Source organism: Mucilaginibacter sp. P4_G9 (assembly GCF_056400985.1).
The window spans coordinates 1-16,859 of the sequence record NZ_JBFUKF010000002.1; the positions used below are offsets into that span (position 1 = coordinate 1).

20 protein-coding genes are annotated in these 16,859 nt (G+C 43.6%); 15 read left to right on the plus strand and 5 right to left on the minus strand.

Annotation, left to right across the window (positions count from 1 at the left end):
• The 3 genes from AC1DPZ_RS00340 to AC1DPZ_RS00350 all read left to right on the plus strand — a co-directional run.
• Positions 1-865, plus strand: an 865-nt coding sequence (locus tag AC1DPZ_RS00340; RefSeq protein WP_477400432.1) for a hypothetical protein, incomplete at its 5' end; no start/stop codon positions are given.
• 38 nt (positions 866-903) lie between these two features.
• Positions 904-4,104, plus strand: coding sequence for a SusC/RagA family TonB-linked outer membrane protein (locus tag AC1DPZ_RS00345; protein ID WP_477400434.1), 3,201 nt, complete (start codon positions 904-906; stop codon positions 4,102-4,104).
• Between the two features lie 14 nt (positions 4,105-4,118).
• Positions 4,119-5,519 (plus strand): RagB/SusD family nutrient uptake outer membrane protein, encoded by a 1,401-nt coding sequence (locus tag AC1DPZ_RS00350; RefSeq protein ID WP_477400435.1) that lies wholly within the window; start codon positions 4,119-4,121, stop codon positions 5,517-5,519.
• A 43-nt stretch (positions 5,520-5,562) separates the two neighbouring features.
• Here the strand turns inward: AC1DPZ_RS00350 and AC1DPZ_RS00355 are convergent, their stop codons facing one another.
• The 4 genes from AC1DPZ_RS00355 to AC1DPZ_RS00370 form a co-directional block, all read right to left on the minus strand.
• On the minus strand, positions 5,563-5,823 hold the full coding sequence (locus AC1DPZ_RS00355; protein WP_477400436.1) for a DUF6520 family protein: 261 nt from the start codon (positions 5,821-5,823) through the stop codon (positions 5,563-5,565).
• Positions 5,824-5,962: 139 nt separating this feature from the next.
• On the minus strand, positions 5,963-6,409 hold the full coding sequence (locus AC1DPZ_RS00360; RefSeq protein WP_477400437.1) for a MauE/DoxX family redox-associated membrane protein: 447 nt from the start codon (positions 6,407-6,409) through the stop codon (positions 5,963-5,965).
• A gap of 39 nt (positions 6,410-6,448) precedes the next feature.
• Complete coding sequence (locus tag AC1DPZ_RS00365; RefSeq protein ID WP_477400438.1) at positions 6,449-6,655, minus strand: DeoR family transcriptional regulator; 207 nt, start codon at positions 6,653-6,655, stop codon at positions 6,449-6,451.
• A gap of 104 nt (positions 6,656-6,759) precedes the next feature.
• Positions 6,760-7,089, minus strand: a complete 330-nt coding sequence (locus AC1DPZ_RS00370; RefSeq protein ID WP_477400440.1) for a helix-turn-helix domain-containing protein — start codon at positions 7,087-7,089, stop codon at positions 6,760-6,762.
• Positions 7,090-7,225: 136 nt separating this feature from the next.
• On the opposite strand from AC1DPZ_RS00370, the gene AC1DPZ_RS00375 reads away from it, so the two are divergent.
• Entirely contained in the window at positions 7,226-7,393 is a 168-nt protein-coding gene (locus tag AC1DPZ_RS00375; protein WP_477400442.1) for a hypothetical protein, read from the plus strand.
• Positions 7,394-7,421: 28 nt separating this feature from the next.
• Here the strand turns inward: AC1DPZ_RS00375 and AC1DPZ_RS00380 are convergent, their stop codons facing one another.
• On the minus strand, positions 7,422-8,042 hold the full coding sequence (locus AC1DPZ_RS00380; RefSeq protein WP_477400443.1) for a rhomboid family intramembrane serine protease: 621 nt from the start codon (positions 8,040-8,042) through the stop codon (positions 7,422-7,424).
• Positions 8,043-8,147: 105 nt separating this feature from the next.
• Here AC1DPZ_RS00380 and AC1DPZ_RS00385 point away from each other — a divergent pair, with 105 nt between their 5' ends.
• The 11 genes from AC1DPZ_RS00385 (at position 8,148) to AC1DPZ_RS00435 (ending at position 16,857) form a co-directional block, all read left to right on the plus strand.
• Positions 8,148-8,789, plus strand: coding sequence for a hypothetical protein (locus AC1DPZ_RS00385; protein WP_477400445.1), 642 nt, complete (start codon positions 8,148-8,150; stop codon positions 8,787-8,789).
• 41 nt (positions 8,790-8,830) lie between these two features.
• Positions 8,831-10,234, plus strand: a complete 1,404-nt coding sequence (locus AC1DPZ_RS00390) for a cysteine peptidase family C39 domain-containing protein (RefSeq protein WP_477400447.1) — start codon at positions 8,831-8,833, stop codon at positions 10,232-10,234.
• 83 nt (positions 10,235-10,317) lie between these two features.
• Positions 10,318-11,160, plus strand: coding sequence for an RteC domain-containing protein (locus AC1DPZ_RS00395; RefSeq protein WP_477400449.1), 843 nt, complete (start codon positions 10,318-10,320; stop codon positions 11,158-11,160).
• Between the two features lie 696 nt (positions 11,161-11,856).
• Positions 11,857-12,795 (plus strand): CHC2 zinc finger domain-containing protein, encoded by a 939-nt coding sequence (locus AC1DPZ_RS00400; protein ID WP_477400450.1) that lies wholly within the window; start codon positions 11,857-11,859, stop codon positions 12,793-12,795.
• A gap of 225 nt (positions 12,796-13,020) precedes the next feature.
• Entirely contained in the window at positions 13,021-13,431 is a 411-nt protein-coding gene (locus AC1DPZ_RS00405; RefSeq protein ID WP_477400451.1) for a plasmid mobilization protein, read from the plus strand.
• Between the two features lie 325 nt (positions 13,432-13,756).
• Entirely contained in the window at positions 13,757-14,749 is a 993-nt protein-coding gene (locus AC1DPZ_RS00410) for a relaxase/mobilization nuclease domain-containing protein (RefSeq protein WP_477400453.1), read from the plus strand.
• A 49-nt stretch (positions 14,750-14,798) separates the two neighbouring features.
• Positions 14,799-15,425 carry a ParA family protein gene (locus AC1DPZ_RS00415; RefSeq protein ID WP_477400454.1) on the plus strand — a complete coding sequence of 209 codons (627 nt, stop codon included), beginning with the start codon at positions 14,799-14,801 and terminating at the stop codon, positions 15,423-15,425.
• Positions 15,422-15,748: a hypothetical protein gene (locus AC1DPZ_RS00420; RefSeq protein WP_477400456.1), complete on the plus strand. Its 327-nt coding sequence runs from the start codon at positions 15,422-15,424 to the stop codon at positions 15,746-15,748. The genes AC1DPZ_RS00415 and AC1DPZ_RS00420 overlap by 4 nt, the downstream gene beginning before the upstream one ends.
• A complete protein-coding gene (locus tag AC1DPZ_RS00425; protein WP_477400458.1) occupies positions 15,745-16,029 on the plus strand; it encodes a hypothetical protein in 285 nt (94 codons plus the stop codon). Before AC1DPZ_RS00420 ends, AC1DPZ_RS00425 begins: the two co-directional genes overlap by 4 nt.
• Position 16,030: 1 nt before the next feature.
• Positions 16,031-16,327 carry a DUF4134 family protein gene (locus AC1DPZ_RS00430; protein ID WP_477400459.1) on the plus strand — a complete coding sequence of 99 codons (297 nt, stop codon included), beginning with the start codon at positions 16,031-16,033 and terminating at the stop codon, positions 16,325-16,327.
• A gap of 224 nt (positions 16,328-16,551) precedes the next feature.
• Positions 16,552-16,857 (plus strand): DUF4134 domain-containing protein, encoded by a 306-nt coding sequence (locus tag AC1DPZ_RS00435; RefSeq protein WP_112571020.1) that lies wholly within the window; start codon positions 16,552-16,554, stop codon positions 16,855-16,857.
• Positions 16,858-16,859 lie beyond the last annotated feature (2 nt).

Consider the following 16,859-nt stretch of genomic DNA (forward strand, 5'->3'; position numbering starts at 1 on the left):
GGGTAAGGTTGTGGCCATTACAGGATATGAAAATGTTACTAAAGCCAATATTAAAAAGATGCTGTCAGATAACCAGACCTCCATATCGGTAAAAACGGATTTTAAAGCCCCCTACAACAGAGACGAGCCGCTATTTCTTGGCAGCAATGGCGGTAACGGTAAGAATATCATATACCATTCGATGCTTACCGGGTACACGGAAGGCCTTTCACCCGGCACTTATACACCACTTCCGGACAGTAACGGAACCGTTCGCATCAGGGTAATTGATGGCGAAGTGCTGTCCCTGTTTCAGCTCGCCTACAGGGACATTGGCAGATTTAACCGGAACAGAATTCAGGTAAAATCGAAGGACTCCCTAATATTATTCTATCACTTCAAAGAGCCTGAACTCGACTGGTTCAGAAAATACAGCTATTGCTATGACCTGGTTTTACCTGCTGTTATGCCCGGCAGCGGATATGCCTGGTTTCGCAGTGACCTCGACCGGATTTTCCCAAAGTATGAAGTGAAGATTGAGCATCAGACGCGAAAATACCTTGCCTTACAACGCACATCGGAAATTAACAAACTCCATTCAGCGGGAGGGCCGCAGGTATGGACTCAGGATCAGTATGGCCTGACCATGCATTATCAGAACTGGAAAATGTTTTACTGGCAGCTTGACGACTATTATTTTCAGCAGTCGCCGCTTCCAGTCGTAGATGAAACGGGTTTAAAAGGTGCAATTGATATCGAACTGACTGCAAACATGTCTGATGTAACCTCTTTGAATGAGGCGCTCAAAAACTACGACCTGAAAATTGTAGAAAAAACAGGGCCCATAGATATCATGGTCGTAAGTGACCGTCCTTCCACTCCCTGATCTTTAACTAAATATTAACTCCCATTATTCTCAACTATATGAAAGTATCATTACTTGCTTTTCTCATGGTAATTCTTTTGTCGTCGGCCAGGGCCCAGAACCCGGTTTTCGGAAAAGTTCTTGACCAGGAAAGCAGTCAGCCGCTTGCCGGTGCAACAATTAAAATAAATAAACAGCATGAGTTTTCCACGGACAGGCTCGGACATTTTAACTTCTCGTCCGTTTTAAAGGAAATTAAAATAACGGTTAGTTATGTTGGTTATAACAGCTTTGAATTAACCGCTTTATTACCCATAAAGGATTCCCTGATTGTGCGGTTAAAAAGGAACAGCAATGAATTAAAAGAGGTGGTTGTTTCTACCGGATATCAGAATATTCCCAAGGAAAGGGCAACTGGCTCATTTGAAAAGATCAATGCGGATCAGCTGGATCGCAGGGTAAGTACGGACGTGATCAGCAAACTGGAAGATCAGATTCCCGGCCTCGTTTTTAACAGGGCTACTTCAAATGCGGGATACCAAACACAGATCAGTATTCGCGGACAAAGTACAATACTGGGAAAAGCAGATCCGCTGATTGTTATCGATAATTTTCCTTACGACGGGGACATAAACAATATCAATCCTAATGATGTCGAGAGTGTAACCATTTTGAAAGACGCAGCAGCTGCTTCGATCTGGGGGGCAAAAGCAGGCAACGGGGTAATTGTCATTACCACTAAAAAAGGCAGATTTAATCAGGCACCGAAGGTTTCCTTTAATTCCAGTGTCACTGTTGGTGAGCGCCCGAACCTGTTCTATCAGTCCCGTATGTCTTCAGCTGAATATATTAATGAAGAAGAAGCTTTATTCGCTAAAGGTTTTTATAACAGCGCTGAAAGATCTGCAAACAAAACGCCGCTTACACCGGTAGTTGAACTGCTGATAGAACAGCGGGATGGCAAAATTTCGTCAGTTGATGCCAGTGCTCAGATTGATGCCTTTAAAAACCAGGATGTCAGAAATGATTTTGAAAAATATCTTTATCAGAAAAGCATCCAGCAGCAATACAATGTTAATGTTTCAGGAGGTTCCGATAAACAGCGGTATTATGTTTCGGCAGGATATGATAAAAATGCGGCCAGTCTTGTAAGCAACGGTTATAACCGGCTGACCTTTAACGCGAACAACACCTACAATTTTATTCATAACCATCTTGATGTGACTACCGGGATATCCTATATCCAAAGCGATAATATCAATAACAATCCAGGTACGACCGGAATATTACTTTCGTCTTTGAATGGAACCGCGCTTTATCCATATGCAAAGTTATCCGATGGGGCTGGAAACCCGCTGCCGATAACCCATGATTACAGGACATCATTCTTAAATACCGCTCAGCAAAATGGTTTATTAAACTGGCAGTACAGCCCGCTGGAAGAGATCAGGCTGGCAGACAATCATGCGAAACAAACCGACTACAGGCTGAATTTTAACCTGGTTTATAAAGTAATTCCGGGGCTTTCGGTAAGCGCTTTATATTATTACGGTCGAACGGAAGGCAAAACAAGAAATTACCAGAGTCAGGACACCTACTATACAAGAAATCTCATCAATCAGTTTACCCAGACAAATCCTGACGGTACACTTTCCTATATGGTACCGCTGGGCGGAATACTTGATCAAAGCGTAAGCACAGCTGTGTCACAGGATTTTCGGGGTCAGGTTAATTATGCGAAAAACTGGAACAGCAAATCCGACCTTACTGCAATTGCCGGGTATGAAATACGTAATACTCATACCATAAGTGACCGACACCGGGAATATGGATACGATGACGAACATGCGACGAGTACCAGGGTCGATTATATCAGTTATTTTAACAGATACTATATTCCGGCATCAACTCAGCAGATCCCTTATGTGGACAGCCAGGGCGATCTGACAGATAATTATATCTCTTACTATGCAAATGCAGCCTACAACTATGACAGCAGATATACTGTTTCGGGCAGCGCAAGAATTGATGAATCCAATCTTTTCGGGGTAAAAGCCAATCAGAAAGGTGTGCCGCTTTGGTCAGCCGGCATCGCATGGAACGCCTCTAACGAATCCTTTTATCATGTAAACTGGCTGTCCTTATTGAAACTCAGGGCCACCTATGGCTACAACGGCAATGTAAATAAAAGCGTTACAGCCTATACTACAGCAGTTTATTTTAACGGATCAGATAATCTTTCCGGGTTACCTTATGCGACAATTTCGAATCCGCCAAACCCTTATCTGCAATGGGAACGTGTAAAAGTGATCAACCTGGGAATCGATTTCGAAGCGCTTAATCACCGGCTGAACGGTAGCCTGGAATACTATCATAAAAACGGGATTGACCTGATCGGAAGCGCGCCGTATCAGGCGTCCACCGGGATTATACAGTTCCAGGGAAATCTCGCAGATAATTCCGGTCATGGTATTGATCTGGCACTGCACAGCAGAAACCTCGATGGTCAGTTTACATGGTCAACGGACTTTATTTTCAGCAATGTGACGGATAAGGTTACAAGATATGATGTTAAAACGGATGCGTTAAGTTTCCTTGAAATTCTTTATCCTTTGGCCGGTAGACCATTGTACGGGATATACAGCTTTAAATGGGCTGGCCTTGATCCCCAAACCGGAGAGGCGCAGGGGTATCTGAACGGACAGGTCAGTAAGGATTATACGGCGATCATCAATGCTTCGACCCCTGATAATATTGTCTACAACGGACCTGCACGGCCAACAATTTTCGGCAGCCTGAGAAATACTTTTTCGTTCAAGGGCTTCTCCATTTCCGGAAATATCAGTTATCGCCTGGGGTACTACTTCAGAAGAAACTCAGTAAACTATCAGACGGTTCTTTCAGGCCAGGGCGGCAGCGGAGATTTTGGCCTGCGCTGGCAGAATCCTGGTGACGAGGCCTTTACCCAAATTCCCTCACTGCCGGTATCCAACAATGGCAACCGCAATAATTTTTATATGTATTCTTCCGCTCTGGTTGAAAAAGCAGATAATATCAGGCTGCAGGATATCAATTTAAGTTATACGTTAACAAAAGAAAAGCTGCATCGGCTTCCCTTCTCCGCAGTACAGATCTACTTATATGCCAATAATCTGGCGATTTTATGGAAAGCTACAAAAACCGGTCTTGATCCGGATTACCCGCTCAGTCAGTTCCCGCCAATGAAAACCTATGCCATAGGACTTAAAGCAGACTTCTAAATAAAACAGTGATTATGAAAATTATAAATAATAAATCAGGCTATAAGGCGCAGTGCTTTCTTTTAGCCATACTATGCATAGCGTTATTTTCGTGTCAGAAAGATTTTCTGGATAAGAAGCCGGATAAATCACTGCTGGTTCCGACAACATTGAAGGATTTTCAGGCCCTCCTGGACAATACAACCATCATGAACGCGTCACCGTCATTAAATATGATTGCCGGTGACGAATTTTACACGACCCGTGGTGCCCTTGATGCGCTGGGGGCAATTTATGAAGAAAACGCCTACCTGTGGACAAAGGATGATCCTTACCAGGGAAACCGGATACTTGACTGGGAGCAGCCTTATCAGCAGGTCTTTTATGCCAATGTTGTCCTTGAAGGTCTTAATAAAATTACTCCGGACAGCTATTCCCGCAATCAATGGAACCAGATTAAGGGATGCGCATTGTTTTTCAGAGCATTTGCATTCTATAATCTGGCCCAGGAATTTGCAAAACCCTATCTGAATGCAACAGCTTCCGCTGATTTGGGGATTCCGTTAAGACTCACCCCGGAAGTAAATTCAAAGTCAGTCCGAGCAAGTGTGCAGGCAACCTATGATCAGGTCCTTGCGGATTTAAACACGGCCCTTTCACTATTACCGCAAAGTACCGCCATTAAAAGCAGGCCATCGCAGCCGGCAGTCCTCGCCCTGTTATCGAGGATCTATCTAAGCATGGGTGATTATGTAAATTCGAAGAAATTTGCGGATACTTATCTTTCTGTAAAGAGTAACCTTATCGATTATAATAATTTAACTGCATCAGGTGCGAACCCATTCCCACAGGCTATACCTGATGGAAACGATGAGGTGGTTTTTTATTCGGCCTTGATACCCATCAATTTTGAATACTCTTCTTTAACCATCATCGATTCTTCACTATACAGGTCCTTTGATACTAATGATCTGAGAAAACCATTGTTGTTTTTAGATAACGGCGGTGGTGTAATAAATTTTATCGGAGATTATTCGGGCATGTCCTATTTTAACTTTGGAGGGCTGGCAACTGACGAGGTCTATCTGAACCGTGCGGAATGTTTTGCGAGAAGTAATGACGGCGCGTCTGCCCTCAAAGATTTAAATCTGCTATTGCAAAACCGCTATAAAAAAGGGACTTATATCTCTTTAAATTCTTCCAGTCCCGATGTGATTCTAAATGCAGTTTTGAATGAAAGGAGAAAGGAACTTATTGCAAGAGGAACGAGATGGACTGACCTCAGGCGGCTGAATCAGGACAGCAGATACGCTGTAACGTTAAAGCGCCTGATCAGCGATCAGGTCTATACCTTACCACCCAATGATAACCGCTATATTTTCCCAATCCCTGACAATGAAATTGCTGGTAGCGGTATACAGCAAAATCCGAGGTAGAAAGAAAAGGGGAAGCATCGCTTTCCCTTTTCTTTTTTTATAATTATGGATTCTGATGGAATGCACCGGCAGTCGTGCTGATCGGATTTGAAGGGTCCGAATTAGGATCCTGTCCGGATGGGTAAACTGCCTTACAAAGACCGGAAGCACCTGTACAGGTGTCGTTGGCATCAGCAACAACATAGGTTCCGTTACTTAATTTTCCCCAGGCTATATTATCCTGGTGGGGTGCTTTTGATGCAAAGGCTGCACCTGTACCCAATAAAACCGCGATCACTGCTAAATTCATTTTAATTCTTTTCATGTTGTCAGATGTTTTATAATTCAAAAAGCATCGAAAAAACTTTAGATTAATTTAAAAATGTTTGCCTACTCTTTTGACGGGTTTTCGGCACCTCCTGTATACCGCTTTCAGCCTGGCTGCCGGCGGTATCTATTTATTCTCACGCAATTGTCCGGTTGTCACAAAGGCTCCTTTCTTTGATTTTTGAGTTAATAGCGATAGTTATCAATGCCAGGAAAAACAGGTTAAACCACAAATGGGGCTTCCATCCCATTTTTTGTAATATTCCTCCGCAGGAACAGGGAACCCTCGACCAGAAATTCAACAGGACAAGGCTTATATAGACCGTAAATGATGCCATTAATACCAGCGATAATACAAGACCGGCCATTCTTGTCCGGTTAAGGATCAGCAATACAGCGGCGGTTAATTCTAAAGGAGGTAAAAAATAGATCAACAGTCCGGATATCCCACGGGAAAAAGTCTGGTTATACATCTGGCCCTTAAATTCATCAAATGATAAAAGCTTACTCAGCGCAGCATAGATCCAGAGCAGAATTAAAAGAAATTCAATTACAGGGTAGATATATATTTTCAGGCTTTTCATAGTAAATCAAAGGTGGGGCCTGAACAATGACAGAAAATGTCACTCTGCTTTTTTGATGAAATATTTTTTTTGAAGGCGGTCATACTGTATGTCGTGACCGCGCTCCCGGAGGTGGTTAAGCATTCGTTTTATGGTGCGGGTACTGCAGCTGAAACGCGTCGCTGCAGCTTCGATAGAACGGAAACGATTCTTGTTAATCAGTTCCACGATGTAGTCCAGCCGCTTTTCGTACGATCTGTAATCCATAACATCTGTTTTTCGACTTCAATACAATCAGTGAAAATCAGATAAATTGCCAAAAAATGTTACAACTGAGAATTGTAATTTATTTCAAAAAGATGTTTTTAATGTCACTGTGGCGAGGTATCGGAGCTTTCACTACTTTCAGTCAGCTTCCTGTCTTTGCGGTCAGAAAGCCAGAACCGGCGAAGCTTATTCAGGGTTTTATAGAAATACTCCTGGGCGAGCGATGAGCCATATTTGGGTTTTGGCATAAAGGTATACGGAGATACTTCCAGGATCTCAGCAATTTCGAAGATCCTGCGAATGGTCAGATCGGTCTGGCCCAGTTCTATTTTGGAATAAGCTGCCTGGGAAATATCGAGCTCGAAGGCCATATTTTCCTGGCTGAGCCGTTTTTCCAGTCTTTTCAGACGTATTTTCTCTCCGATAGCATTCATTTAACGACAATGATATTCGTATTATCCTATAAGCAAATATAGTAATTTACAACCATCGGTTATAGCTTCTGACAACAGCCTTAGTGACCTTTATTACCAATTTCTAATGTTGGAAAGACACTAAAATTTGTGTAATATGAAGGATCTTTTAGAAAACGAAGCAGATGAATTAAAAGGCGGTGTAAGTGCCTGCGCCACCAGCATTGTACTTTCTACATCAATTGGCGGACTGTTTGGCGGTGTAGGCGCAGCAATCGGTTTTATCGGTGCAGCTGCCGGTCCGGCCTGTCTTGGCATCTTTTAATTCTGTACCGGGGACCCGTTCCCCGGTATTAAAATAACATTGACGGGCATACGATAAAAGCAGCAATTATCCCTCCCAGCGCTCCGTAAAAATGAATTTCGTGATTAATCATCTCATTGCCCTTTTTCCATTTATAATATATTAACAGCAGGATATAGAACAGCCCGGTATAAATATTTTTTATGCCGCCAATGAACGAAAAGTTCAAAGCTGTCCCATTGGGGTCAGTGATCATAAATGCGAACAGGCAACCCATAACACTTCCCGAACACCCCGCACTGGTATAGTCAAATTTACGGCGGTTTCTTATCGAGTATAACCCATTGCTGACTATCAGACTGATCAGAAAAACTTCCAGGAGCTGAATGCTGCCATTTCCCGACCGTTTGTTAAGGGTTACTTCCAGGTTCGCGCAAAAGATATACAGCGATATTTCATTCATGATGAGGTGAATCATATCATTGTGTACAAGATCAGCAGTGAGCACCCGGTAATACTGCCGCTGGTTGATTACGCTGTATGGATGAAGCAGCAGCGCTGCGAAGATGTTCCTTTTATAGATTCCGGCTAAACTGATTATGGCGATACCTGCCATCAGGCAATAGGTTGCCGGAGCTTCAGGTTTTGAAAGATTGCCAGGGTCAATCATTAATAAATATTTCGTTTAACGCAAAAACCAAAAACGGTAATTTACAACTATAAGTTATTGTTTGTTGCACTTTGCAAGCAGAAATTTACTCAAAAATCTACGAATATGAAATTAATGTTAAAAAATCATTACCTGAACCTCGCAGTTTTAATACTGCTTACTTTCGTTCTACTATATTTTACCAGCCATTATATCCTCACTTCGGGGTTTTACGAAAACAGCCCGGACCCGCTTTCCGGAATACCCGGTAATGGTCTGAAGATCTATGAAAGTCTTCAGGCATGGATCTATCTCGGTTCAGCTGTTTATCTTCTGATCAAATTATTTATAATCTCGCTGATACTTTATACGGCTCTTTACCTGACAGACGAGCAGGTACGGTTTAAGAATATTTTTAGGATAACGGTACTTGCAGAGTTTGTCTTTCTGATTCCAGCCTCAATTAAAATAATATCCTTCCCCGTCATATTTCCAAATGGAACGCTTACGGACTGGAACCGGTATTACATTCTGTCAGCGGTATCACTTGTCAGCACAGCTCCTGCGGACTGGAACTACGCACTTCAAACCTTAAATGTATTTGAGGTTTCCTACTGGTTTTTGCTTGCATTTGGTATTTATAAAATGTCAGCATTAGATTTCGACCGGTCTTTGCGTGTGGTGGTCGTAGCCTATGTGCCGGCCCTGTTTATATGGGTTGCCTTCGTCACCTTCTGCACCCTTATTCTGTTTCCTGGATTCGGTTGACCCCGGGTTCAGGGCAAAACTTTATCTGTAATTCCTAAGCTATGAAAAATTTAAATTCTTTCAGGAACACCTTTGTAAGGCAGTCAGGAGAAAATGACTGCGGTACTTCATGTCTTGCAATGGTCCTTAACTACACAGGCAGAACCGGAGATGCGGCATCGCTGATCATGGAGACGGTTATACCGGAAAACGGCCTGTCACTGCTTGACCTCCGAAAACTGGCGGCAGGATTTAATGTTAAATCCCGCTGCGTTAAAATGGATCTGATGACCCTCCGGAGCATAAAGCACCCGGTAATACTCCACACCGCAAATCAAGTGAAGGGAAATCATTTTTTGGTTTGTTTTGGAGTAACTAAAAAACGTAACACCTGGCAATATCTCATCGGAGATCCGGCACGGCATATGCTGATGGTTCCTGAACATGAACTGGAAGCAGCCTGGCAAAGCAAAGCTGCATTATATTTCGAAGACATATCTTTCAGCAAACCGGGAATCCGGCAGCCGGCATGGCTGCATTTGTTTTCCGTAAGTGCTTTCCCGGTAGGTTTGTGGCTGGCCATTCCCTTTTTGAATATTTGTACCACATTTCTTGGAATAGCTTTGTCCTGGGCACTTCAAAGGGGGATTGACGATTCACTTGCAGGTAAAAGGAGAAGCCTCATCGCAGCTGTACTTTTTTTACTGCTGATCATTACCATTTTTAAAAGCATGGTAACCTATATCAGACAGCGGGTACTTATTAAGCTTAACAATGCAGTTAATGAGCAATTTATCAATTCTTTTATCCAAAAGATCATCAGCAGGAAGGACAAGAATTTCATACAGATAAACGAAGGAAATCTGAAGATCCGGATGGCCGATATACAGAAGATTCAAAATGCGGTTTCGAACTTTGCAGCCATTATGCTCTCGGAGGGTTTACTGATAATGCTTGTTCTGTCAGGCATGTTTTTCGTTCAGCCGGCCATTGGACTGGTCAATTTAATTTACCTTGTTCTGCTGCTTTGTCTGGCTGTCAGAAATACGCCATACCTGTCTTACCAGACTGCCTACCTCAATGAATTGTCGGCAGTTACCGAATTCAGTTTACTTAAAGAAGTGCAAACCCCGTCCGGGCCCGAAAGATCAGAAAGCCGCTTTAAAATACACCAGGAAAATCACAGTAAATATCTGTCACAGGCAAGATTGATCGCAACACGAATCAGCCGGTGTAAGTTAATCTATGAGTGCATCGGTACTGTTTCTGTACTGGTGGTATTTACCCTGTGCCTTGCTGAAATGCAAAAAATGGGGATGTCTTATGGCACTTTAATGGTGCTTGTAATCACCAGTTATTACATATCTGTGCTGATGCCCAGAGTCTGCAATGCATTTGCCGTAATCTACGACGGTATCGAAGCAGCCCGCCTGTTTGATGCGGGTGCTTCATCCGGCCAGCTTTAATTTCCTTAATAGTTATTATGACTGAGCGCTGAAAGAAAGCTCAGCATGGAACCGTATTGTTTAATTTTTAATAGTTCAGCAACATGAATCAGCAAATAGAACAACTGAGGTCAAAATTGAATAATGACCTTTTTGATATAAACGGCATAGAAAATCCGCTGGAAAAGCTTTCAAAAGCGTCAAGAACTTTGGAGCAGGCAATACAGGATCTAAACCTGTTTCTCGAAAACAACAGATTTTCTGACGAACAGGAAGAGATCTTTTTTTTCAAGATCATTAAGCCGGAGTTCATTTCACAGCGGATAGAAGAGGTCATGCGTTATAACCTGTCCGTTAATAAACCTATCGGTACAAATGAAATACAGTTAAAATACTATGAAGAAGAGTTAAAAGCGCTGCAAAGCTTCTTCCGTATGAACTCGTTTCATTATCAGTATTACAGAAACGGGTTTAATGATCTCGACAAGGTTTATTTTCTGAGAGCGGCCCAGCCACTTTCTATGCCCCTGGCAGATATTACAGACAGTGATCCCGCTTACTCTACGCCGGTGAGTTTTCTGTTTGCCAAATTTATGGCCTATGAACACATACAATATTTCATTCTGGAACAGATTGCCCCGCTGAAATACCCGGAACTCGGCCAGCCGGCAAAGACCGGCGGTCCGGTCATCGTTATGAAATGGACAGGCGATTCTATCAATATTGTGGAACTCGCTTATGGAATCTGGCTGACCGGCCAGCTGAACAACGGTAACGCCAGCCTGAATCAAATCGTCCGCTGGCTTGAAGCAAACCTGGATATAACTATCGGAATTGTACAGCGACGCTTCACAGAGATTGAAAGGCGCAAGCGGCTAAGTCCGACAAAATTCATAGACCAGATGAGGGATTCCATTATTCAAAAGATCGAGTCCGGTTACGAATAACGAAAGAAGCCTGCTCCAATGACCCGGCAATCCGCTTTTCATGCTGCTTTGCAAAGCTTAAGTGCGTTAAAAAATAAGACCGGCCCTGATTTTTTCCTTCAGCAGGCCTTCATTCAGTAAAATTTATTTTTCGGTAGTACCGAAAAGCTTGTCAATTACCCCTCTCCGTTAGCTTCAATTTTGATCCCGATGAAGCTGAAGAAAGCCTGGTTCCTTTTTAAAGGCGACGCTGAATGCGGTTTAAAGCGCACTCAAAACACGCCTGGTAATCGGGGCCTGCTTTTCAAAACACCTTTCCGGATGCGGTAAGAATTCTCTTACCGCTGGCTCAGGTACAGCCACATTATCATCGAACAAACAACAACACCGGAATCCGTCCGAAGCTGAATAAGCAACGGTTTCCGGGAAGAAGGATCTGCCATCCGGCACATCCGGCGCTCTTTGACGTACGGGGACAAAGCATTATTCCGCAGGAGCGGAAAATATTGCGAAGCTGAGATCATATCAAGATTGCGAAAACGCATAGGCAGGCGAAGGCCCGGCATGTAGATGCCGACGTGAGTAGTCCCGAAATTATTAACCGGCAGAAGCAGATTGTACGGGTTCGTCACCCRCTGCCGGTTCAGAGGTACAGGATCTACTTCTGTTTTACTTCTCCATGATCTCATTTTATGAAACTTATAAACTAACTAACCTATGTCTGATCTGTTAACTGCAAAAGAACTCAAAGAGCAGGCCTCCATTGTTGACCTGCTGAGCCGGCTTGGCTATCAGCCCGTGCCTAAGCGAGGCCGGGAAAAAATGTATATCAGTATGCTTCGGGACAATGATACTGACCCCTCCTTCAGCGTAAATGATGAACTTGGTGTATGGTTTGACCATGGAACAGGTAAAGGCGGAAACATTGTTGATTTCGGTCTCGCTTACTGGAAGAACCTGCGCTTTAACGAGGTAATAAAGAAACTCCAGGAAACCTGTTCCATAGAACCCGGCATTGTTAAAGTTTCCCGGCCGCGCCTGTCGGTTAAAGTGCCGCATTACATTGTTGAGCAGGTAAAACCTTTAGGTTCACATCCCGCTATTACCGGGTATCTGAAAAGCCGCGGTGTTTTTGACGCTGCCCGGCAGCATATGAAGGAAGTATATTACTATGTTGAAGATGAAAAGGGTATGCGTAAACACTTTTTTGCAGCAGGCTGGCTCAATGAAAACAAAGCATGGGAAGTCCGCAACAAATATTTTAAAGGCTGTATGGGACCACAGGGTATCAGTTTTATCCGGGGTCACGAAAAAAAAGCTGTACTTTTTGAAGGATTTATAAATTTTCTCAGCTGGCGTATTGAAAACCCGGAAGCCGATCACAGTGTGATCGTTTTAAATTCCACTTCAGCTTTAAAGGCCGGCATCAGCAAAGCAAAGGAATTCTCATCTCTCGACGTTTTCTTTGACAGGGATCAGGGCGGATACACGGCAACAAAAGACTTTTTGAAAGCCCTGCCCTATGCGACTGACCGTTCTGCGGCCTACAGCGGGTTTAACGATTACAACGACAAGATCAAATCGCAGATGAATATTTCAAAAGAAGGGAAAGCAGCTGATTTCTTTTCAGGAGTACGGATACCTTTCAGGAGATAGGGCCCGTAGCCTCAATTCCCAGGTAATATTTTATTCCCTCTGATGAATAACTTAATAATCATAATCAAGCTGGTCAATCAATGTCCCGACTGGATTATTTAACGCTCAAAACTTATTTTTCATTATCCGGAATCCTGTTGTTTTCGTAACGGCAAGATGTCTTTTTGTTACACAAAAAGTCTCTTGCCCTCCGGGGGATTTAAAAAACTCGCAACTCGTTTTTCTATGGATGACTTTAAAAAGCTTAACGGAAGGCCGAAGCTGAAGACAGGAAAACGTATCAAATTCATCAATGTCAGGTTTACAGCGGATGAATATAAATTAGTTGAGGAGATGGAAAAGGAACTTGCTGTTTCTAAAACCGAGCTCATCAGGATGCGTATTTTATCCGATGCTAAAAGTACTGTGGTTAATGCAAGGCAGCTGATCAGACACCTGGATGACGCGGGGGCCGAAATGAGTCGCATCGGTAATAATATCAATCAGCTCGCCAGGCACGCCAACGTCCTCAAGCTTCAGGGTAATTTAAATCCGGCCATTATCGGAAAATTCAACCTGCTTTTTGAAGAATACATCCGAATTCAGCAAATGCTGGAAACATCCCTGCGGAAAATCATCAGGGCAATGGGAAACTGAGCATTTGTTCAGATACAGTGATATATTGTTATTAATGTATTGCGATAGATTGCTCATCAGTTATCTGAATATAAGGTTATACAGAAACAGCAATACACTGGTCCATAGTTATTCAGGTATCAGTTTACAGCCTTATATAGCTACAGTGTTACAGAGATCGAATTGTATACTGTTACAGCGATAGGCAGTTCACCGGTTACAGCGATATACCGTCCTGTAGTTATAGCGTTATGATGTTACCGGGATATACGGTTATTCTGTTAATGATTTACAGCGTTACAAAACTATGCTGTTACAACGCCTCAACGCAAAAAATTAAAAGCAGATGGTTGCCACAATTCTTGAAAGACCATCCAGGAATTTTGCAGGCGTAAACTACAATACAAGTAAAGTTGACCGTAATAAAGGCGAACTGATGCTGGCTGCCAACTTCGGGCCGCTTCAGGCACTAAGCAACCTGAGACCACAGGATTATACCAATTATCTGATGATGCTTGCAGGTCAGAATAAACGAACCAGAAATACCCAGTTTCATGCCGTCATTTCCRCGCGGGGAAGGAACTATAACAAAGATGAATTAACGCAAGCAGCCGTTCTCTGGCTGAAAGAAATGGGCTATGGCGAACAGCCTTACCTGATCGTTTTCCATAAGGACACGGAAAATAACCATGTTCATGCGGTTACTTCCCGGATAGACCGTAACGGAGCCAAAATAAGCAGCGCCTTTGAACAGATCCGCGCAGTAAGAAATATTGATAAGGTACTGGGATACACGGCAGCACTTCAGTACAGCTTCAGCACAAAGGCTCAATTCTACATGATCCTTGAAAACCTGGGCAGCCTCGGACGCGATTACATGTATGATGACCGGCTAAAGAAAAAAGTTGACGGATATGTTCCTGACAGGCAAAGAATTGCTGAACTGAAGACATTGTTTACCGCACGAAGATCTGGCCCGGATTTTTTAAGTATGCTGAAATATCAATACGGAATTGACCTGGTGTTTCATTCTTCAGAAGGGAAAAAACCCTACGGTTATACCATCCTCGACCATGCAACAAAGCAGGTTTTTAAAGGAAGTGAAGTCCTTAGCCTGAAATATCTTTTCGAACAGGACCCGCATGAGCAGCAATCAGATAACAGATCATTTCAACGGGACACGACAATGCAGACAAATATGCCTGTCGCGTCGGACGCTGATCAGATACCGGAACCGGCATACATCGGCCCTGTTCGGATAGCTGACGATGTGGATGACCAGCAGGTGCTCGGTATGAAACGCAGAAGACAAAAGAAAGCAAGAACCAATACCCGGTAAGGGAAAGCACCATGAAACCATTTAGAAACAATTACTCCATTGAAAATTTATGATCTGTTTATTTGGAAACCAAAAAGGCGGCGTAGGCAAAAGTACGCTTACCGTCCTGTCAGGGAATTACCTGAGCCTGGCTAAGGACTGGCCGGTCACCATCATCGATATGGACTATCAGCAGTCGATATCACAGAAATTTGAGAAAGCAAAAGTGCTGGAAAACGATGAACCCTACGAGGTTCTTCCGGCTACACTGGAAAGCTACCCTGTTTTACATAATGTACTGAGTAAAAACAAAAAGGATGCTGTCCTGATTGACCTGCCCGGCAAACTGGATGACGACGGACTGATTCCGGTCWTCAGATCGGCTGACCTGGTGATCTGCCCGTTTGCCTATGACGAATTTACTTTTGAATCCACCGTATTGTTTACGGTAGTGGTGAAAAAGGTCAATCCCAAAGCGGAGGTGATCTTTGTTCCAAACCGAATAAAAGCCAACGTGAAATTTGAGATCCTTTCTGAAGTAAATGAACAGCTGAACAGATTCGGAAAAATAACCGCACCAATTCCTGACAGGATCGACTTTCAGCGTATCACTACGTTTCAGACTCCCCTGTCCCTGTATCCTGTAATCACTCCTGTTTTTGAAGAAATCTTTGCTGAACGATTATGGAAAACATGAAATCACTTGCAGACCGGTTACGGGAAGAACTGGTTAAGCCCTCAGCCGGAAACAGAAAAGCAAAAACTGTCAGACCAGGCCCCCTGGCTGAAGAGAAAGTTCATGCCATTCTGGAGGCCATCCGGAATTTTGATACCAGTCTCAGCAAAAGTATGGTACACGTACGGTTTGACAGCAGGACGGTAGACACTATGAACAAGTTTAAAATGGCCACCAATGTCGATGTGACCAGGTTTGTCGCATTCGCAGTTAAACACCTTTTTGATACTCATCCCGAAATCAAAACGATCATTAAAAATTATTTACAAAATATAGAATTATGACCTGGATTAAATTTGCCCTCTGGCTGCTCGGATGCTATACTTTTTACTACGCAGCCCTTATCTTCTGGGATTACCTCCGTTCAAACGGACAGGACTCCAGAATTCTTAAACATGAACTCACTTTTGCTGAGGACATACAGCCGGTAAGATCACTGCCGGATGATCCGGATTCCTTCGCAAGGGAGTCGCCGGTAACCTTTTCAGGTGGTGTCAGCCTGAAACAGCTCTTTAACCTTGCCCGTGAGGAGGCTATAGAGTATATCCGTCCTGTAAGTTTCTGACATGAAATCTTTCCTGACCGTACCCTGCTGTCTGTTCATGATGACAGCAGCTGCGCAGCCCGGCATAACGGATGGCTCTTTGGCGCAAGCTAAACAGGACCTTTCTTCCTCCTTTTTTTCGGCCTTTGATTTTGCGCTGGTACTGGCCATTCTGTTGGGCAGTATGGGAGCGCTAAGAATATACCAGAACTGGCAAATGGGCGAAAAACGTATTGATGCGGTAGTTGCCGGCTGGTTTTTCGCTGCGATCTTTATGATCCTATCGGGTCCTTTTTTACGGGCATTGTTCGGAATCTGAATGCCTGGTTTTCCTGAATGCTTCATCTCCGGAAGCTGTAAAAGATTCCTGTCTGTAACTTCTTCAAATCCCAAACCTTTAATGGTTTGTACGCAGCCTGGAGCTGCTTTTCTCCCTGGGTGAAATATCGGGGCGTTGTTCGTGATCTGAACGCTCTTTTAGCATAACCGGCCTGCGCCCGCAGGCTCTAAAAGATCTCCGCCTTTATTTTTTTCTCCAAATTAATGTTCTCAAAAACAAAAAAGTTATGGGCTTCAGCCGTATTGCTGGCCCTTTCCGTTCCCGTGTTTGCGCAAAGCGGCGTTAACGGCCTGAACACAGCAACCTCCACCTTAAAAACCTATGTAGCCCCGGTAACTAACATCACACTTGTGATCGGGGGTATCGTAGGTATTGTCGGTGCCATCCGCGTCTATTCAAAATGGAATAGCGGCGACCAGGACATCAACAAAGAGCTTATGGGCTGGGGTGGTTCCTGCGTCTTTCTCGTGGTTTCCGCGTTAGTGATCAAAGCTTTCTTTGGCTTGTAATC